Source organism: Streptomyces coelicoflavus (assembly GCF_045041415.1).
GTDB lineage: Bacteria > Actinomycetota > Actinomycetes > Streptomycetales > Streptomycetaceae > Streptomyces > Streptomyces coelicoflavus.
This window is the reverse complement of the sequence record NZ_CP108218.1, coordinates 1,300,891-1,318,769: the sequence shown is the minus strand read 5'-3', so window position 1 is coordinate 1,318,769 and position 17,879 is coordinate 1,300,891. Positions and strand designations below refer to the sequence as shown.

Sequence of the window (17,879 nt, the reverse complement as noted above, 5' to 3'; positions counted from 1 at the left end):
CAGACCGGCGCCGCGCCGCCTCCTTGAGGAGTGATCGATGATGGACAGCGAGCCGGCCGGCCGGGCGACCGCGATCAAAGTCTTCCTCCTTGACGATCACGAGGTCGTCCGGAGGGGCGTCCACGACCTGCTGGACGACGAACCGGACATCACCGTGGTCGGTGAGGGGGCCACCGTCGAGCAGGCGCTGGTGCGCGTTCCCGCGCTGCGTCCGGACGTGGCCGTGCTGGACGTGCGCCTGCCGGACGGCGACGGGGTGAGCGTCTGCCGGGAGCTGCGGTCGGGCATGCCAAACCTGGCCTGTCTGATGCTGACCTCGTTCGACGACGAGGAAGCACTCCTCGACTCCATCATGGCGGGCGCGGCCGGGTACGTCCTGAAACAGATCGAGGGCTCCGACCTGGTCTCCGCCGTGCGCACCCTGGCCCGCGGCCAGTCGCTGCTGGATCCGAGCGCCACGGCGAAACTGATGGCGCGGCTGCGCGGCGGTGAGGAACAGAGGGAGGAGCCGGGAGCGCTGCCCGGTCTGACCGAGCGCGAGCGGGACATCCTGGCCCTCATCGGAGAGGGCCTGACCAACCGGCAGATCGGCCAGCGCCTGTACCTGGCCGAGAAGACCGTCAAGAACCACATCTCCCGCCTGCTCGCCAAGCTCGGTGTGGAGCGGCGCATCCAGGCCGCCGTCATCGCCACCCAGGCGCAGGACCGCATGCGGGCCGAAGGCCGCTGAGCGCCGTCGCGAGCCCTCCGTTCCGCGATCTCTTGCCGGACATGAGCGGTGGCGAGCTCCCGTGTCATGGCCGCTCCGCAGCCGCTACCGTGGCACGTAGGCGGCCGGAAAGCCGCACTGTCCCTGGGCGTGGAGGCCGGCGGTGGACGAGTCCGAGGAGCCGCGGGAGGCCAGTGTCCGCTTGCCGCAGCTGCGGCTGGACGAGCTGCTGGGCGAGTTGCAGGCCAGGCTGGACGCGGCCCGCGGCACTCGTGACAGGGTGCACAGCCTGCTGGAAGCGGTGCTGTCGGTCGGCAGGGAACTGGACCTGAGGCAGGCTCTGCGCGGCATCGTCGAGGCCGCGGCGACGCTGGTCGACGCCGAGTACGCCGCGCTGGGCGTGATCGGCCCGGACGGCAGACGGCTGTCCGCCTTCCACACGGTCGGAGCCAGCGAGGAGGAGATCGCCCGCATCGGGCACTACCCCGAGGGACACGGCATCCTGGGTGAGCTGATCAGGAACCCGGAGCCGTTGCGTCTGGCCAAGCTGTCCGAGCACCCCGCTTCCTACGGGTTCCCGGCGCACCACCCGCCGATGAACAGCTTCCTGGGTGTGCCCATCCGGGTTCGCGACCACGTCTTCGGCAATCTGTACCTGACGGAGAAGCGCGGTGGGCAGGAGTTCGACGAGGACGACGAGTCGGTGCTGTCCACCCTGGCCGTGGCGGCCGGCGTGGCGATCGACAACGCCCGGTTGTACGAGGAGACCCGACTGCGTGAGCGCTGGCTTCAGGTCAACGCCGAGATCATGCACACGCTGATGTCCGGCGCCGAACAGGGCGGCGCGCTGCGGCTGATCGCCGAACGGGCCCGGGAGATCACGGCCTGCGCCCTCGGCGTGGTGGCCCTGCCGGTGCCGGGTACCGACGAGCTGGCGGTGGAGCTGGCGATCGGACGCGAGGCCGGGTCCTGGCGCGGACGGGTGCTGCCCGTGCGCGGCAGCCTCATGGGAGAGGCGTTCGCCCGGAGCGTGCCCGTGAGCAGTCAGGACGTGTCGCACGACGAACGGATCACAGCGGGTCCGCCGCGGTTCGCGGGCCTCGGGCCGGCGGTGGCCGTCCCCATTGGCGCAGACGAGCACGTACGCGGCGTGGTGCTGCTGATCCGCGAGGCGGGCGGGCCCGTGTTCACCGAGAAAGAAACGCAACCGCTGCAGGTGTTCGCCGCTCAGGCGGCGGTGGCGATGGAACTGGCCGAACGCCGCCAGGACGCGGAGCAGATCGCATTGTTGGAGGACCGCGACCGCATCGCCCGCGACCTGCACGACCTGGCCATCCAGCGGTTGTTCGCCACGGCCATGACCCTGCAGAGCGCAGGGCGGTTCATCCAGCACGACAAGGCGGCGGAACGCGTGCAGCGTGCGGTGGGCGACCTGGACGAAACGATCAAGATCATCCGTTCGACGATCTTCGGCTTGCGTACCAGGCAGGACGACCCGGCGTCGTCCACACTGCGGGCCCGCGCGGTGCGGGCGGTCGCCGAGATGGCACCGGTGCTGGGCTTCGCGCCCGGAGTCCGTATGGAGGGCCTGCTCGACACACACGTACCGAAGGACACCGCCGACCAACTCGTCGCCGTCATGACGGAGTCCTTGACCAACGTCGCCCGCCACGCCCGCGCGAGCCACGCCGACGTCGCGCTGGAGACCGACGGCAAGTGGGTCCGGCTCACAGTCTCCGACAACGGCGTCGGCATCCCGCCCGGTGGCCGCCGCAGCGGACTGCGCAACATGGAAGAACGCGCGCAAAAGCTCGGCGGAGAACTGCGACTGGAGCGCCCACAGGACGGAGGCACCCGCCTCGTGTGGCGGGCGCCCGTGGATCAGGCGGAGGGGGAGGACGCCGGAACGACGCCGTGATCGTGGAGGCCGGGCGGGGATGAGGACCGAGCTGCGGGTGCCTCTCGAAGGGGTGGGCGGACAGGCCGTCCGGACGGCGATAGGCACTGAAGTCGCCTAGGGGGAGACGGTCCGAGGCGTCCTGCGGGCCCACCGCGCCCGGAGACAGGCCCGTTCCCGAAGCACCGGACCGCAAAGCGGCCCGGGCCGGCGGGGTGCAGGTGCCTGTTCCGGGCCGAAGCGCCGGGGCCGGGTGCTGTGCGGGGACGGAGCAGCTACGGCCGCGGCAGGGTCGGCCCGGCCACAGCGGGAGCTGACCGCTCCGAGTCGCTGAAGCCGCCGAACGGCCCTGTGGAACAGGGCTCTTGGTCCCCGCATCGCGGTCCCTCCGGCGCCCGGCGCCGCGCCCGGTCTGCCGCCAGAGTGAGTGCCGTCCGGAACCGGCCGGACTTTCCCTGGAGGGGACACACCATGGCCGTGCATGAGCACCCTCGCCGGACTACGGGCTTCCACCTGCCGTCCTTCCGGAGGAGCCGTACCGCGTCCGTACCTGCCGCCGCACTGGCGGAAGGTGCCGGTGAACGAAGCGCGCGGGCCTGTGTCTTCGCCTCGGCGCGCCTGCTGATGGGCTTCGTCTTCCTGTGGGCCTTCCTGGACAAGACGTTCGGCCTCGGCTACGCCACACCGTCCGGCAAGGGGTGGATCGACTCGGGCTCGCCGAGCGAAGGCTTCCTCGGCCATGTCGCCGTCGGCCCGACGGAGTCCACCTTCCACGCGTGGGCCGGCGCGGCGTGGGCGGACTGGCTGTTCATGCTGGGCCTGCTCGGCATCGGTGTCGCGCTGACCGCCGGGGTGGCGCTGCGCCTCTCGGCCCTCGCCGGCACCGTCATGATGGCGCTGATGTGGATGGCCGAGTGGCCGCCCGCGCGGCACCTGTCGGACGGCTCGCCCAGCATGTCGACGAATCCGTTCGCCGACTACCACCTCGTCCACGCGACGGTACTCGTCGCCCTGGCCGCTGCATCCGCCGGCGACGCACTCGGCCTCGGTCGCCTGTGGGCCCGCCTTCCCGTCGTCCGCGACCGGAAGTGGCTGCGCTGAACACGGCCGGTGGGACGGGCCCGGCGACGGCCCCGCCCTACCGGCCGGCCGAAGGGGACTGTCGGCCGCGACCGGGGACCAGCGGTCCCTGTTCCTGGGAGCGGGCGCGGGACACGCTGAAATCAGAAGACCGATTCGGGAGGTGGGCAGCATGACCCGCACGATCACGGTGGGGATCGACGGTTCACCCGAGAGCCACGCTGCCGCCGAGTGGGCGGCCCGCGAGGCCGGGCTGCGCGACCTGCCGGTACGGCTGCTTCACGTGTGGGAGCCGGTTCCGGCGCCCATGGCCGAGGACCCGATTCTCGGCACCGAATCCCACCAGTACTGGACCGAGCATGTCCCACGGAAGATGGGCGAAGGGCTCCGGCTGCGCCACCCCGGTGTCGAGGCGAGCTGCGACCAGCGGTCCGGCCCACCGGCGAACACACTGGTCGAAGCCGTCGACGAGGCGGAACTGCTCGTCCTCGGTTCACGCGCCCTGAGCGGACTCGGCGGATACCTCGTCGGCTCCGTCGGACAGGCCGTGATCGCCCACACCGAGATTCCCGTCGTCCTCGTACGGGCCGGTGAGATGGCCGCCGACGAACACGTCATGGATCCCGCCGGGATCCCGTCAGCGGCCACCGCTTTCCGGCCGGTCGTGGTCGGCATCGACATCGACGACCCCGACGACGACGTGCTCGCCTTCGCCTTCGAGGAGGCACAGCGCCGCAGGACGGCGTTGCACGTGGTCAGCGGCTGGCAACTGCCGCCCTACTACCCCTACGTGCCGGCCGCCGGCTCCGTGCCCGACGAGGGGGTGGCCCGCAGGAAGGCGGCCGACCTCACTCGGGTGATCCTGCCGTGGCGGCAGAAGTACCCGGACGTCGAGGTCGTCGAGGTGTCCCGTTCCGGCAGTCCCGCCCGCCACCTGGTCGACGTCGCACACTACGCGTCCCTGGTGGTCGTCGGCAGGCGCATCCGCCGCAACCCGTTCGGCGCGCACGTCGGCGCCGTCACCCACGCGGTGCTGCACCACGCCACCGCGCCCGTCGCCGTCGTCGCGCACCCCTGACGGTCCCCGTCGCAAGGAGGAGGCGTCATGTATCTGCCACTGGTGGTCGGCGTGGACGGCTCCGAACCCAGCCTGCGGGCCGTCGACTGGGCGGCCGACGAGGCTGCCCTGCACGGAGTGCCCCTCATCGTGCTCTACGGAGCGCTGTGGGAGCGGTACGAAGGGGCGGCGCTCGCACGTGAGTTGGGCAAGCCGTCCGCTCAGGTCAGGGCCGAGGACATCCTCCGGGCCGCCGCCCGGCACGCCCGGCGTCGGCATCCCGACCTCCTCGTCACCACCGAGACGGTGCCCCACGAGGCCGAGCACGCCCTGGTCTGCGCCGGACGCAACGCGTCCATGATCGTCGTGGGCAGCCGCGGCCGCAGCGGCGTCACGGACAGGCTGCTGGGGTCCGTCAGCCGGACCGTGGCCGCCGCGAGCGACTGCCCGGTCGTCGTGCTGCGCGGCAACCACGACGACCGAGCCGTCACCGGACGGCACGGCAGGATCATCGTCGGTCTCGGCGAGGCACCTGCGTCCGTCCTGCGGTTCGCCGTCACCGAGGCACGCCTGCGCCACGTGCCACTGACCGTCGTGCGGACCTGGCGCTGCCCCGCCCACGAGACGGTTGATCACCCCTTGCTGACGGGGGAGCCCGACCGGCTGTACGAGGAGCGGGCAGCCAAGGAGCTGGAAGCAGCCCTGGAAGACGCACCGTCCGACATCGCCGTGCGCCGGTGCACCGCCGAGGGGCCGGCGCGCGGCGTGCTGCCCGCTGCCTCCGCCGAGGCCGACCTGATGGTGATCGGCCGTCGAAGCCATGGACGGCTCGGCCGGGTCGCCCACTCCGTACTGCACCGCTCGGCCTGCCCGGTCGTCGTCGTGCCGGAGCAGAGGTGAGCCCGATGCCCGGCTCCCAGGCCGCCGGCACCGCGGCGGTGGAGCGACGGAGGACCGGTCGGCGCAACCCGGCCCCGGCGAGAGGAGAGAACGATGACGGACGACCCGGGACGCCCCGCCATCCACGCCCTGCTGACGGACGGCACCACCGTCCGCATCCGCGCTGTGGAACCCGAGGACCACGCTCGACTCCACCGCCTCCACGAGACGACGTCACCCGACAACCTGCGGATGCGCTTCTTCGCCGTGCGGCCGCACTCCGCCGCCGTCGCCGCAGACCACGCCTGTGAGCCGCCCCGCCCCGGCCACCGGGCACTGGTGGCCGGGCCGAGGGGTCGGATCATCGGCCTCGCCGCGTACGACGGAGGGGAGGAACAAGGTTCGGCCGAGCTGGCCGCCGCCGGTCTCGGCGCTCTCGGGGACCTCGGTCTCCGCCGCCCGGACAACGACGTACGCGACCCCGTACTCGTCACGGGCCTCCATGCCAGCCGCACCCACGAGCTCACCGCCGGTGAGAAGGAGGCCAACCGAGTCGTCGCCGTCGGACGTGCGCCGCTCGAGCACGGCTCCGTCCACCTGAAGAACGGGCGAAGCCCCGCCGAGCCCCGCATCGGTCCCGCCCGCGCCACCCAGCCCCCGCGCGCCCTGCTCGTGCCGACGAACCTCGAAGTCGAACGCTGCTTCCCAAGCGTCAGGGAAGTACCGGATGCCGGGTTGCGGCGTTCACTCCCGGACGGTCGTTCGTGAACCAGTCGCGGATCAGACCCGCGACGGCCTCGGCGGCTCCGGGACCGGCCAGGTCACCCGCGGCACCAGGCACCACCGTGACGTGATGCGGACAGCTCATCCAGTCGGCAGCGAGCCGGCTGAGGCCCGCGCCCTGCGGATCCAGGCCGCCGACCACGAACAGGGACGGCGCCCGCACCCGGGCCAGCGCCGCCGGGCCGGCCAGCTCCGGTCGGCCGCCCAGGGAGACGACGGCTCGGATCTCGTCATCGGCCGCTGCCGCCCGCAACGCGGCAGGCGCACCCGCTTCGCTCCCGACGTACCCCACGGGCAGTCCGGTCTCCTGGCGCAGCCACTGCGTTGCCGTTTCCAGGCGCCGGGCCAGCAGCACCACGTCGAAGAGCTTGTGCCGGTCACTTCGCTCCTCCTCGGTCAGCAGGCCGAGCAGCAGAGCGCCGATCCCGGCGCGGTGGAGGCGAGGGACGGCGTACTCATACCACGGGCCAGGGCCACCGTCTCCGGCACTGTGTGCGAAGGCCAGCACGACGCGGGGCATGGCGGGCAGGACGAGCCGCGCGGTCAAGTGCGTCCGACCGGCGGGCACCACCACCTGTTCCTCCCGCTGTCCTTCGGCGGGCCACGTCGGCATCGGCCCGTGCGTAGCATCCGGCCACGTGGTGCGGGGCCGGAGGAGTTCGAGCCGCTCGACGTCGCGAGTCGGGCGCCGATCGGCTTCCGTGCGACTCGGGGAGCGCATGACGTACCTCCCGGCTTGCGGTGGGTCGGTGGCGGCTGCCACCGCCTGCACGGTCATTGCACCGCGCACTCGTCGGGCGGGGCAGAGTCGGACGGTCCCGACCGGCAGGGTCGACCGGCCCGGTCCGGAGGCCGACGGGGCTGGACGCGGCCGGAGCTCGTCCGGTGGCGGCCGGCCATCCGGAGGTGGCACGCGCGTCGGTCCCGGGCCGGGGCCGACAGGCGGGGCGCGGGGGCCGACCGGCCCAAGCGCGGGCGCGAAACCCGGGAGAGTCTGGAGTTGTGGAGCAATCCGCGTCGTACCGACGGTCGAGGGCCCGCCCGGCGAAGGCCGGTCAGCGGGCTCCGGATGCTCCCGAGCGCAGAGAGGGTGAGCATCGCGATGAAGGGTTACGTGTTCCACGGTCCTGGCCGGTCCGCGTGGGAGGACATACCCGACCCGGACCTCAAGGAGCCCACCGACGCCGTGGTCCGGGTCGACGCCGTCACCATCTGCGGGACGGACCTGCACATACTGAAAGGGGACGTTCCCGAGGTGCGCCCCGGAACCGTCCTCGGCCACGAGGCGGTCGGCGAGATCGTCGAGGTCGGCACGGACGTGCGCACCGTGCGTCCCGGAGACCGCGTCCTGGTGTCCTGCATCACCGCCTGCGGCAGGTGCCGCTACTGCCGGGAGGGCGTGTACGGCCAGTGCCTCGGCGGAGGCGGCTGGATCCTCGGCCACCTGATCGACGGCACACAGGCGGAGTACGTCCGCGTTCCGTACGCGGACCTCTCCGTGCACCCCCTGCCCGGCGCGGTCACCGACCAGGACGCCGTACTGCTGGCCGACATCTTCCCTACCGCCTACGAGGTGGGGGTGCTCAACGGGTGCGTCCGCCCCGGGGACACGGTCGTCGTGGTGGGTGCCGGGCCCATCGGACTGGCCGCCGTCGCCACGGCACGGCTGTTCGCGCCCGAGCGCATTGTCGCCGTGGACGTGGCCGGCGCCCGGCTGGAGGCCGCCAGGAAACTCGGTGCCGACGCGGTGGCCGACGCCCGGGAGACCCCGGAGCAACTGGTCGCCGACCTGACCGGGGGACTCGGCGCCGACGTCGTCATCGAGGCCGTGGGCATGCCGGAGACGTTCGAGATGTGCACCCGCATGGTGCGCCCGGGCGGACACGTCGCCAACGTCGGCGTGCACGGCACGCCGGCGACCCTGCACCTGGAAGACCTGTGGATCAAGAACGTCACGATCACCACCGGCCTGGTCGACACCCGGACCACGCCCACGCTGCTGCGCATGGCGGCGTCCGGACGGCTCCCCACCGCCCAGCTGGTGACCCACACCTTCCCGCTCGAGCGTATGGAAGAGGCGTACGAGGTCTTCGCCGGTGCCGCGGACACCGGAGCGCTGAAGGTGGTCCTCGGCGGTCCGCGCCGGGAAGTCGTTGCACCCAGGACGGTGTGACACGGCCCGTTCCGCACGAGACCCACGAGCGAGAGACGGCGGGTTGATGTACCGCAACGACGGGTTCCGGGAACTGAGCCGGCAGGAGTGCCTGAGGCGGCTGTCAGAGGCCGACGTGGGCCGTGTCGTCTTCACCCGCGCCGCTCTGCCGGCCGTGCTGCCGGTCAACTTCCTGCTGGAGCCGGACGGCGCCGTGCTGTTGCGTACCTCGGCATCGTCCGAGATGGTCCGCGCCGTCGACGGGGCCGTGGTCGCCTTCGAGGGGGACGCGTTCGATGCGGCGGCGCACGCGGGCTGGAGCGTCGTCGTCACCGGGCTCGCTTCCGTGGTGACCGATGCCACCGATCACGACCGGCTGACGAGGAGCGGTCCCCGCTCGTGGGTGGCCCGGCCGGACGAGGTCTTCGTCCGCATCGAGCCCGAACTGGTCACCGGACGCGAACTCCCGGGCGGCCATTCCATGTGCGGAGTGCCGGTTTCACCTTGAGCGGCGTCGGCGAAGGCCGGCCGGTCGGCGCGCACCGCCTACCGAGTACGTGCGCGGCCGGACGCTGCGTGCATCCGGCCGGGCACGCCGTAAGCGGTCTTGTCAGGGCTGAGTAGCCGCGACGGTCTCACGGGGCCCGTCGCGCTCCACCCGGCACTCGGCGGCGACGACGCCCTCCACGGCGCGGACCAGACGGTTGGCGACGGGAACCAGGGAGGTGTCCCGGAACGGGCCGGTGAGGGTGACCACGCCGTCGGAGACCGCCACCCGGACAGGCTGAGAGGGAGCCGGGAAGAGGAACGGCACGATGTCGCGATCGACCTCCTCGGCGATCTCCTCGTCCGGGCGCAGGAAGACGCGCAGCAGGTCACCCCGGCTCACGACGCCCTCCAGCAGACCCTCGGAGTTGACCACCGGCAGGCGCTTGACCTTCCGCTGCGCCATGATGCGGGCCGCTTCCGCCAGCGTGGCGTCGGGGTGGACGGTGACGGCCGGCGCGGACATCACGTCGGCGGCCGTCAGCCCGCCTGCCTTGGCCAGGTCGGCCAGGCGGCGCATCTGGGTGAACCGGTCCGGGTCGCTGTCGCGGAACTCCTCCTTGGGCAGCAGGTCGGCCTCCGAGACGACGCCGACGACACGGCCCTCGCCCGCGAGCACGGGCAGGGCGCTGACCTTCCACTGCTGCATGAGGGTGACGATGTCCTTGAACGGTGCGTCGCGGCCCACGGCCACGGCGGTGTGCGTCATGACGTCACTCACGACGCGCGGACTGCCGTACAGCATGGTGTTCCTCCTCTCGGGGTACGGGCGATGTGCCCAGGTCACAGCAGCACTCCGCTTCCGTGCGGGCCGTACAGGTCGAGCAGCCGGGTCCGGGCGGCGTGCAGCCGGTGGGCGACGACGTCGCCGACCCAGGTGGCGACCGCACGGCCGAAAGCCGGATCCTGGGCACACAGGGCACGGACGGCCTCGGCGTCGAACTCCCAGGCCCGTACCGGGGTCATCGCCTCGGCGCCCAGATGCCACAGGTAGGACGGGAAGTGCCAGGACCAGCCGACCAGTTCCCCGTGGCCCAACGACTCGATGACGGCGGCCCTGCGGCCGGGGACGCGGAGATCGAGGGTGACGGTGCCGGTGCGGACGATCCAGAACCGGTCGGCACGCCCGCCCTCCTCGAACAGTCGCGCGCCTGCCACGCAGGACACCTCGCGGGCGACTCGCATCAGCCGTTCACGGTGCTCGACCGGGAGGCCCGCGGTCAGTGTGGTGGTGGAGGTCATCGTTGCGCTCCCTACTTCTCGGGGCACGCGGCAAGACAACGTTCAGCGGTGCCTGCGACCCGGACGTGAACCGGGTGGCGCGTCCCTCGCTGATTCCAGGCTGGTCCCGACCGGAGCCGGAAGCCATGGGCCGTCCGGGCCGATCGCCGGCCGTTCGGCCCTCACGTGCACCGGGGAAGTCTTTCGACAGGGCCGCTACGGCGTGTCCGCCTCATCTGCCGTCGCTCGTCCCGGCCCCGTCCAGCGCGGCCCGCCCGGCCTCCAGCCGTGCCACCGGGACCCGGAACGGAGAGCAGGAGGCGTAGTCGAGGCCGGCGCGGTGGAAGAAGTGCACCGACTCCGCGTCTCCGCCGTGTTCGCCGCACACGCCTGTCTCCAGTGAGTCGCGGGCGGCCCTGCCCTCGGCGACGGCGACCTCCACCAGCCGTCCGACGCCCTCGCGGTCGATCGTCTCGAAGGGGGAGGCCGGCCGAGCCCGGAGGTGACGGCTCCCCCGCAGGGTGCACCAAGGCGGCGGGGGAGGGCCGTACGTCCCGACGTCTCGGGCCGGCCGGAACGGCTCTCTGCGGAGCCAGCCCCGTCGAGTACTCCTCCGGCCGACGGCGCACGCGCCGGCTCAACACCCGGGCGTGAGATCATCCGATGCGTCGAGCGATACGCCGTCCGCGAGGTCTTCAACCTGGTCAGACAGGTTCCCCGTACCCCCGCGTTACAGGGGCGTCCGTGAGACGTGAGAGGGTGCGGTGCGTGAGTGAGACACCGTCGAACACCCTGCGATACCGCTTTGACGGGCCAGAAGAGGCCCCGGTCCTGATCCTCGGTCCCTCACTGGGTTCCACATGGCACAGGTTGTAGAGACCGTCTGTGGGCGTCCACGCCAGTCCATGGTGTGTGCTTTGTAGCAGGTCAAGGCTTTGCTGTCCGGTGGTGTCGACGTAGTTGGTGACAGACGTGTGACAGGGCCGGTGATAGGCCGAGGCCCCGCCGGGGAGCATCCCTGGTGGGCCTCCTCTGCCCGGAGCCATGAGACGAGGCTCCGGCGGAGCGCTCCGGTGGGGCATCACCGTGCAGTTGACTGTGCGTACACGCGTGACGTGTTCGGCTCGTCATGCAGTTTGTCTTCCAGCGCTGTTCTCGATGACGCTGAATTTGCGATCGCAGCCATGACGGACGACTTGGCCCGCAGGGCAACTGGGCGGGCTCTGTCGGCTGGCGAGTGGATGCGCTGTGCCCTGCTCGGGCAGGCCAAACGGTATGCCGGATGCCCGTGGGTGAGTCGCGTAGCCGCCGTCGATGCTGACCCCCCGTTCGCCCCAGCGGATGCGTTTCTGGCTCTCGGAGGGCCTGTGGTTCGCCGTTCGCTACCCGGACACCGACGTCGCCCGCAAGAACTTGAGCCTGTACGTGGAGCGGCTGCGGGACGTCACCGCAGGCGTCGCCCGCGGTGACGTCCCGCGCAGTAGGGGGGCCGGTTCAGAAACCGACCGGGTGATTAAGGGCTGTCCCGCAAAGATCGGTTTGCGCATTCGGCCCCAAGACGTGTTTGAGATGTGGTCACGCCCGGGGCGCTTTGCCCCCGGGCTCGCGGCCTGTCAGGCGGCCGTCCCGCCCGCGTTGCGGATCAGCCGCTGGAGCACCTTCACCGTGGTGACGTAGTCCGCGTCGTCGATGCCCTCGTGGAGGACGGCGACGATCGAGGGCGCGATACTGGCCATGTCGACGCGGGCCTGTTCTCCCTCTGCGGTGAGCCACAGCCGTTTCTCGGCATCCCGGGTCAGCCAGCTGCGCTCCAAGAGCACTTCGGCCTCCGCCGCCAGATCGTCCTCGGGCCGGATGTAGGAGGTCATGGCCTGGCGCAGCTCGGGCAGGGTCATCCCCTCTCCGTCGGGCGAGATGTCGTTCTTCGACAGGTTGCGCAGCAGCCAGAACTGGGGCTGGGTGTAACCCTTTTCGGCCTGCCGGGCCCGGATGTACGCGATGAGCGCCTCGTAGGCGACACCGGTCCAGTACGCGGCGGGCTGGCTGGCGAGTTCGGCGTCGGAGAGCTGCTGGGTCGTCATGGAATGTCCCCTCCGGGTACTTCAGTGTGGAGCCCGCACACCGTGCAGGTCATGCGAAGAACGTAGGACCTCAAGTGCGGTTGAGGGCAAGCGAGTGTTCTTCCGAGTGGCCGTCGGCGCGTGAACGAGGAGCTTCTGCCTGCGGCCCCTGGCCGAGGGGCACTTGAGACGTTGACCCCTGCTGTCGAACGACCGCTGGAAGGCTTCCTGTAGCACCTGGTCACAGGTGGGATGATCTTCCGGTGGCTAGCGTGATCACGGCATCGGAACCGTCCTGGATAGCCCCGTTTGCCGGGCTGAGCCCGCGCCGCTTCAACAAGTTGGTGACAACCGTGCGCCGCGAGAGTGTGGCTGACGGACATCGCGGCCGACCGTGGAGCCTGTCGCTGGAGGACCGGATTCTGCTGGTCGTTGTGTACTGGCGCACGAACTTGACGATGCGACGGCTCGCGCCGCTGTTCGGTGTCTCGAGATCGGCGGCCTGCCGGATCATCGACCACCTCGGCCCGCTCCTCGCGCTCCAGTCACGTCAGCGGTTCCGTAAGGACACCGTGCTCATCGTGGACGGCACCCTCGTCCCCACCCGTGACCGCACGATCGCCGAGCAGTCCAAGAACTACCGATACTCCACAGCCCACCAGGTCGTCATCGACGCTGACTCACGCCTGGTCGTAGTGATCGGCCGGCCATTGCCCGGCAACCGACACGACTGCCGCGGCTGGGCGGAGTCCGGCACCAAGGACGCAGTCGGAACCACGATAACGATCGCGGATGGAGGCTACCAGGGCACCGGCCTGGTCATCCCGCACCGGCGCCAGAAGGGAAGGAATCTCCCGGCCTGGAAAGAGGAACACAACCGCTCGCACAAGCGAGTTCGCGCCCGCGTCGAGCACACCTTCGCCCGCATGAAGGGCTGGAAGATCCTCCGCGACTGCCGCCTCAAAGGCGACGGCGTCCACCATGCCATGCTCGGCATCGCCCGCCTGCACAACCTCGCCCTCGCCGGGTAGGGGACGAGCTCGCACGGCAGCCGACTGTGTCCACACCAACGTGGAGATCACTTACGGGACATCCTTTAGGCGAACAATGGACTCGCTCCCTTGTCGGCGGAATATTCGGACCATTGCTGAATCACTGCTCCATTTTCCACGGAATAACTATGCCGAATTTCCAGAGGTAGATTCCTGCCATGCAGTGATGATGACGAGCCCCGCCGTGGTGAGAATGATATTGCGCCGCCGTACTTTGGGATCGAGTGCGCGCTGGGCGGCTTCGGTTACCTTGCGCCGGGTCCAGCGTAGGACGATCTGTGCCCAGGTGAATTCGGTCGCCCAGATGGCCATGCCGCCGAAGATCACCAGCCAGCCCGGGCCGGGCAGCACCAGCATGGCGAAACCAGCCCCAACTACGGCGAGACCAACGACGAAAATTCCGACCCGCCAGCCCAGGCGGAGCAACCTTGACCTCCGGACGAACCCGGGGGCTCGCGAGCCCAGTTTCCGCCTAGTCGCACGCTCGTCCCCCGCAGTCGAATCAGCGGTCACCGTCACGGCGACTTTCTTCTGCATATCATTCTCCGCGTTCATGGAGCCCAACCTGTCGGAACCGAGACCTTTTCCGGATTGGAGGTGTGAGGAAGGAGCCGCCGCATCAGATCGTCGGTGGTGCTCATGATGCGCTGTTGTCTTCGCTGTCAGTGGTGGTGGCTGTCAGACGGCGGCGATGTCGATGGACATCACCCTGAATGCCTTATCCATCATGGCCGTTATGGCTTTCTTGCCGGTTCGGTTGGCCAGTGCCCTTTGCATGGCGGTGCGCATTACCTTGTCCTTGCGGGTCTGGGGGACGAATGTCGGCAGGCCCTCGGTGCGGGCGGACCTCTGTTGAGCGTCATGAAGGGGCGCAGTTTCTGGTCCCATTCGCGCAGGGCGCGGGGGGTGTTGCCGGGGTTGCGCTGGAGCAGGGTGCCCAGCAGGTCGGCGCCGGCCATTGCGGTGGAGGCTCCCATGCTGGAGTAGAGGGTCAGGCACCAGGCGGCGTCGCCGAGCAGGACGATCCGGTCGGTGTGCCAGGTGTCCATTTCGATCTGGTGGGCGGAGTCGAAGATGTAGTCCTCTGCCTGCTCGAATTGCCGGAGCAGGTGGCCGAGGACGGGGCCGACGGGCTCGGGTCCGAAGGCGGCGCGCACAGACTCGACGGGCGGGCGGCGGAACTGGGCGTCCTCGTCGTCGGTGCGGTAGTTGAACAGCAGTCCGGGCTGGTGGTCGGTGAAGGGGAAGGTCCACACGGAGCGCCCGGGTTCGGCGAGGACGCCGTCCTGGGGCCGGTATCCGGGAACGGGTTCCTTCATGGTGGTGGCGGCGACGATGTGGTGCAGCGGGCGCATGAACCGGCTGTCGGTCCCGAACGCGAGGCGGCGGACGGTGGAGCGCAGGCCGTCGGCGCCGATGACGAGGTCGAAGCGCTCGGTGGTCTCCGCGACGTCCTCGCCGGCGGTGGTGTGCAGGGTGACATCGACTCCTGCGAGGTGTTCGTCGAGGGCGGTGGGTGTGGTGCCGTAGCGGATTTCGGTCCGGGGCGCGACGGTGCCGTAGAGGGCGGTCTCGATGTCGCCGCGCAGGATCAGGCGAGGGCCGCCGGGCAGGTCGCCGTAACCCATGCCGGGACGGCGTCGTCCGTCCCGCTCGACGTCGTAGGTGATGCTGGTGGGGTCGGTGCGGTTGCCGATGGCGTCGAGGATGCCCATGCGCTTCGCGGTGGCGCGGCCGGTCTCGAAGAGGCCGATGAAGTAGCCGGCGGCGCGGCGTTCGGGGCCCGCTCGACGATCACGGGCTCCCACCCGATCTCATGCAGGCGCATCGCCGTGGCGAGGCCGCCGATTCCCATGCCGACGACCAGGGCTCGGGGCGCGGTGTTGTCCAATTGGGGTCTCTCCTCTGCAGTGCGTGCGGGTCCGTGACTGCGGATCCGCTACGTGATGCGGCGGCCGGGGGCTTGGGGACGGCGGGTGCGGCGGCGGGATCTTGCCTGACACGGCGCGGCGGCAAGCAGGCGGTGGACGACGGCTCCGATGGTTCAGGGAGACGGCGGACCGCGTGCAGAGCACGGAGGAGGTCCCCGGGGGTGCGCATGCGGGCGTGCTCCGGGCGGGCTGGGGCCGGTCCGGGGCGGACTGTTCCAGCCCTGTCCGTCGCTGCTGCTCGTGGCCTGCGGTAGCGAACCGCGAAGAGCAGGTGGTCAGGTGCCTTGCGGGAGGTTGAGCACGGCGGCCCGGGGGACGGAGCCGGCGAGGACGGGTGTCGTCACTGCCCGGCGTCGAGGCGTGCGGCCACTTCGGTGGCTGCGCGCCGGCCCGAGAGGATGGCGCCGTTCATGCTGCCGGAGGTCTCGTCGGCTGTCTCGCTGCCGGCCCAGTGGACGCGTCCGACCGGCTCGCGCAGGAACGGTCCGAAGGTGGTCCATGTCTTCGGTCCGACTGCCGGGTTCGGCCCGCCGGGTGCGAAGCTGTCGTTGCCCCAGGAGAAGTCGGTGTAGTCGATGGCGTGGCGCGCGGGTGCACCGTACAGGTGGATGAGGTGCCGCATGACGCGGCGGCGGCGCTCGTCCTTGTCGTACGCGTCGAATCCGCGGCCGTCACAGAAGACCATGAGGATGCCGGGGCCGTCGGCGTGGGGGCTGACGTCGAAGGTGAGGAAGACGGTCTCGTCGTCGGACATGCCTTCCCCCGAGAGACCTTCGTCCCGCCAGAAGGGCCGGTCGTAGGCGACGAATGCCTTGCTGAGCGCTCCCAGCCGCCAACTGCGCGAGAGCCCGTAGTGACGCTCCGGGAGTGCGGGTGTGAACTCGATGGTCGAGCGGTGTGTCGGCGACGCCGTAACGATGACGTACCGGGCATCGATGGCGTGCTTGCTGGTTTCGACCGTGACGCGTTCGCCGGCCGTGGTGATGCGCTCCACCGGGGAGGCGACGAGCAGACAGTCCTCCAACGTGCCGGCGAGCCTGGTGACGAGCGTGTGTGTTGTTCCCACAGCCGTCGCCCGCAACCACGGACAGCACCACCAGCACGATCAACGCCCGCACCCGCCCCGACACAGACGCCAGCACTCCCCACCCCTTTCACTCCATGCACACAAAGCAAGGCACCTTTGCGCAAGGTCAAGTTCCTGAGGATTCTCAGGTCCGCGATCAAGGGGTGTGCCATAGATTGGCTGATTGTCATGCCCTCGCCCGCCATCTGTCCCGTCCGCAACTCGGCAATCGGCAGGCAAATTTCAGGACGGACCGCAAGCCAAACGCCTGCAGGTAGCCCGTACCGCATGGCTGGTATTCGCCGTCTAAGACAGGCGTCCGGCCGCGACGGCAACCGCAATCGCCCGAGAGGCAAGCGGACCGGACCCGAGGCCGTCTTGGCCGCGAAGTTCCGGGCGCTGCTGTCGCTCCTGAACGCGCGTCACCGTCGGCTGTCCGTGGCGTCGGAAGCGCCGGCGCTGGGGTGCGGAGGGATTAGGGGGTGTCCGGCGGATCAGGGGCGGACCGGGACTCGGCGGGCCGGGGGCGTGTCATCGGTGGGCACGTCAAGGCTGGTGAGGAGGGCCTCTCCTGTGTCGGCGAACTCCCAGCGGGTTGTAATTGCTCCGGCCGCGGCGGGCCACTCGGCACGAACGACAGGGCGGCTCAACAGGCTCTCGAACCAGTCGGCGCACCGTAGGGCGAGTTCGTCGGCCGTGCCGGAGGCCCGGAAGAAGCCGTGCTTGTGTGACTCATGAAGGTTGAAGAGCTGGTCGGCGACTTTCCCTGCCCGCACGTGCGTGCCGTAGAAGTGCAGGGCCCACTCGCCGAGTATCAGTGGGTGTTCCTCATCGACGAGGGTGACCCAGACGAGGAGCGACGAGTCGTCCTCGGGCCGTGAGACGTTGTTGGAAGCCCAGGACACCCGCCAGGCGGCGGCCCGAGTGCGCAGCGCTGCAAGGAAGGCGAGTTCGGCCTCGTCGAAGTCCCAGGGGTCCTCGTCGTACTCCTCCGGGTTCTCAACTACGAACCAGGTGTGCTCACTGACCAGGAGGCGCAGCCCGTGCCCGGCCTCCGCCGCCCGTTCGCCGAGCGCGCGTCGGGAGTCAAGTTCGTCCCGGGTCAGCCGACGCCCGGTGGAGGAGGCCTCCGTCAGTATCTGCTCGTAGCCGACCAGATACTCGTCGGTCATCTCCCTGCCTCCTCCGCACCGCCCCTGAGGCAGTCGTGTGCTCGCGGTGTACTGCCCGTCCGCGCCGTGTCCCGTCGGAGCTTAGCGAACAGGGTGGGCTGAACCGGCGCTGCGTGCGAGTCCTGTGGCCGCTCTACGCCGCGTCCGCCGACGGCAAGGAGGGAGGAGCGGGGCTCGGTGACTCGACGACGGCACTGGACGTGCGGGGCGGCGAGGTGCTTTCGGGTCCTGTGGGCAGGTCCGGGGGCTCTTGGGGAAGGCAGGAGAAGAGTCC

Annotated in this window: 16 protein-coding genes and 3 pseudogenes; 10 read left to right on the top strand and 9 right to left on the bottom strand. The window is 70.3% G+C overall.

The window, feature by feature from the left end:
- Positions 1-37: 37 nt before the first annotated feature.
- The 6 genes from OHA99_RS05850 (at position 38) to OHA99_RS05825 (ending at position 6,390) form a co-directional block, all read left to right on the top strand.
- Positions 38-730 carry a response regulator gene (locus tag OHA99_RS05850; RefSeq protein ID WP_405694530.1) on the top strand — a complete coding sequence of 231 codons (693 nt, stop codon included), beginning with the start codon at positions 38-40 and terminating at the stop codon, positions 728-730.
- Between the two features lie 142 nt (positions 731-872).
- Positions 873-2,627, top strand: coding sequence for a GAF domain-containing protein (locus OHA99_RS05845; RefSeq protein ID WP_405694528.1), 1,755 nt, complete (start codon positions 873-875; stop codon positions 2,625-2,627).
- A gap of 450 nt (positions 2,628-3,077) precedes the next feature.
- Positions 3,078-3,707, top strand: coding sequence for a hypothetical protein (locus OHA99_RS05840; RefSeq protein ID WP_405694526.1), 630 nt, complete (start codon positions 3,078-3,080; stop codon positions 3,705-3,707).
- A gap of 151 nt (positions 3,708-3,858) precedes the next feature.
- Positions 3,859-4,764, top strand: a complete 906-nt coding sequence (locus OHA99_RS05835) for a universal stress protein (RefSeq protein ID WP_405694524.1) — start codon at positions 3,859-3,861, stop codon at positions 4,762-4,764.
- Between the two features lie 27 nt (positions 4,765-4,791).
- Positions 4,792-5,643 (top strand): universal stress protein, encoded by an 852-nt coding sequence (locus OHA99_RS05830; protein ID WP_366471284.1) that lies wholly within the window; start codon positions 4,792-4,794, stop codon positions 5,641-5,643.
- Positions 5,644-5,736: 93 nt separating this feature from the next.
- Positions 5,737-6,390, top strand: coding sequence for a hypothetical protein (locus OHA99_RS05825; RefSeq protein ID WP_405694522.1), 654 nt, complete (start codon positions 5,737-5,739; stop codon positions 6,388-6,390).
- Here OHA99_RS05825 and OHA99_RS05820 read toward each other — a convergent pair.
- On the bottom strand, positions 6,335-7,018 hold the full coding sequence (locus tag OHA99_RS05820; protein ID WP_405694520.1) for an alpha/beta hydrolase: 684 nt from the start codon (positions 7,016-7,018) through the stop codon (positions 6,335-6,337). The two genes, OHA99_RS05825 and OHA99_RS05820, sit on opposite strands and share 56 nt — an antisense overlap.
- Before the next feature lie 489 nt (positions 7,019-7,507).
- On the opposite strand from OHA99_RS05820, the gene OHA99_RS05815 reads away from it, so the two are divergent.
- Positions 7,508-8,578: a zinc-dependent alcohol dehydrogenase family protein gene (locus tag OHA99_RS05815; RefSeq protein ID WP_366471285.1), complete on the top strand. Its 1,071-nt coding sequence runs from the start codon at positions 7,508-7,510 to the stop codon at positions 8,576-8,578.
- Between the two features lie 46 nt (positions 8,579-8,624).
- Positions 8,625-9,065 (top strand): pyridoxamine 5'-phosphate oxidase family protein, encoded by a 441-nt coding sequence (locus tag OHA99_RS05810; protein WP_153177155.1) that lies wholly within the window; start codon positions 8,625-8,627, stop codon positions 9,063-9,065.
- Positions 9,066-9,167: 102 nt separating this feature from the next.
- Here OHA99_RS05810 and OHA99_RS05805 read toward each other — a convergent pair whose 3' ends face one another.
- The 3 genes and pseudogenes from OHA99_RS05805 to OHA99_RS05795 all read right to left on the bottom strand — a co-directional run.
- A complete protein-coding gene (locus OHA99_RS05805) occupies positions 9,168-9,848 on the bottom strand; it encodes a CBS domain-containing protein (protein ID WP_405694517.1) in 681 nt (226 codons plus the stop codon).
- A 38-nt stretch (positions 9,849-9,886) separates the two neighbouring features.
- Positions 9,887-10,345 (bottom strand): cyclic nucleotide-binding domain-containing protein, encoded by a 459-nt coding sequence (locus OHA99_RS05800; protein ID WP_405694515.1) that lies wholly within the window; start codon positions 10,343-10,345, stop codon positions 9,887-9,889.
- A gap of 211 nt (positions 10,346-10,556) precedes the next feature.
- A pseudogene (locus OHA99_RS05795) lies at positions 10,557-10,811 on the bottom strand (putative PEP-binding protein); the annotation flags it as partial.
- Positions 10,812-11,092: 281 nt separating this feature from the next.
- Between OHA99_RS05795 and OHA99_RS05790 the strand changes: the two are divergent.
- Positions 11,093-11,191 (top strand): annotated as a pseudogene (locus OHA99_RS05790) (3-oxoadipate enol-lactone hydrolase); the annotation flags it as partial.
- A 746-nt stretch (positions 11,192-11,937) separates the two neighbouring features.
- Here OHA99_RS05790 and OHA99_RS05785 read toward each other — a convergent pair.
- Positions 11,938-12,405, bottom strand: a complete 468-nt coding sequence (locus OHA99_RS05785; RefSeq protein WP_153177152.1) for a MarR family transcriptional regulator — start codon at positions 12,403-12,405, stop codon at positions 11,938-11,940.
- 242 nt (positions 12,406-12,647) lie between these two features.
- On the opposite strand from OHA99_RS05785, the gene OHA99_RS05780 reads away from it, so the two are divergent.
- Complete coding sequence (locus OHA99_RS05780; protein WP_405694512.1) at positions 12,648-13,415, top strand: transposase; 768 nt, start codon at positions 12,648-12,650, stop codon at positions 13,413-13,415.
- A 121-nt stretch (positions 13,416-13,536) separates the two neighbouring features.
- Here the strand turns inward: OHA99_RS05780 and OHA99_RS05775 are convergent.
- From OHA99_RS05775 to OHA99_RS05760, 4 genes and pseudogenes are all read right to left on the bottom strand, one after another.
- Positions 13,537-13,991, bottom strand: a pseudogene (locus OHA99_RS05775) (TIGR02611 family protein).
- Positions 13,992-14,224: 233 nt separating this feature from the next.
- A complete protein-coding gene (locus tag OHA99_RS05770; protein ID WP_405694510.1) occupies positions 14,225-15,244 on the bottom strand; it encodes an FAD-dependent monooxygenase in 1,020 nt (339 codons plus the stop codon).
- A 463-nt stretch (positions 15,245-15,707) separates the two neighbouring features.
- Positions 15,708-16,433: a flavin monoamine oxidase family protein gene (locus OHA99_RS05765; protein ID WP_405694508.1), complete on the bottom strand. Its 726-nt coding sequence runs from the start codon at positions 16,431-16,433 to the stop codon at positions 15,708-15,710.
- A 494-nt stretch (positions 16,434-16,927) separates the two neighbouring features.
- Positions 16,928-17,605 carry a hypothetical protein gene (locus tag OHA99_RS05760; RefSeq protein ID WP_405694506.1) on the bottom strand — a complete coding sequence of 226 codons (678 nt, stop codon included), beginning with the start codon at positions 17,603-17,605 and terminating at the stop codon, positions 16,928-16,930.
- Between the last annotated feature and the right edge of the window lie 274 nt (positions 17,606-17,879).

Coding starts and splice junctions, on each gene's coding strand:
- OHA99_RS05800 (WP_405694515.1), bottom strand. CDS start 10,345: ATGACCTCCACCACCACACTGACCGCGGGCCTCCCGGTCGAGCACCGT.
- OHA99_RS05820 (WP_405694520.1), bottom strand. CDS start 7,018: ATGCCGACGTGGCCCGCCGAAGGACAGCGGGAGGAACAGGTGGTGGTG.
- OHA99_RS05810 (WP_153177155.1), top strand. CDS start 8,625: ATGTACCGCAACGACGGGTTCCGGGAACTGAGCCGGCAGGAGTGCCTG.
- OHA99_RS05825 (WP_405694522.1), top strand. CDS start 5,737: ATGACGGACGACCCGGGACGCCCCGCCATCCACGCCCTGCTGACGGAC.
- OHA99_RS05815 (WP_366471285.1), top strand. CDS start 7,508: ATGAAGGGTTACGTGTTCCACGGTCCTGGCCGGTCCGCGTGGGAGGAC.
- OHA99_RS05785 (WP_153177152.1), bottom strand. CDS start 12,405: ATGACGACCCAGCAGCTCTCCGACGCCGAACTCGCCAGCCAGCCCGCC.
- OHA99_RS05835 (WP_405694524.1), top strand. CDS start 3,859: ATGACCCGCACGATCACGGTGGGGATCGACGGTTCACCCGAGAGCCAC.
- OHA99_RS05850 (WP_405694530.1), top strand. CDS start 38: ATGATGGACAGCGAGCCGGCCGGCCGGGCGACCGCGATCAAAGTCTTC.
- OHA99_RS05805 (WP_405694517.1), bottom strand. CDS start 9,848: ATGCTGTACGGCAGTCCGCGCGTCGTGAGTGACGTCATGACGCACACC.
- OHA99_RS05760 (WP_405694506.1), bottom strand. CDS start 17,605: ATGACCGACGAGTATCTGGTCGGCTACGAGCAGATACTGACGGAGGCC.
- OHA99_RS05830 (WP_366471284.1), top strand. CDS start 4,792: ATGTATCTGCCACTGGTGGTCGGCGTGGACGGCTCCGAACCCAGCCTG.
- OHA99_RS05840 (WP_405694526.1), top strand. CDS start 3,078: ATGGCCGTGCATGAGCACCCTCGCCGGACTACGGGCTTCCACCTGCCG.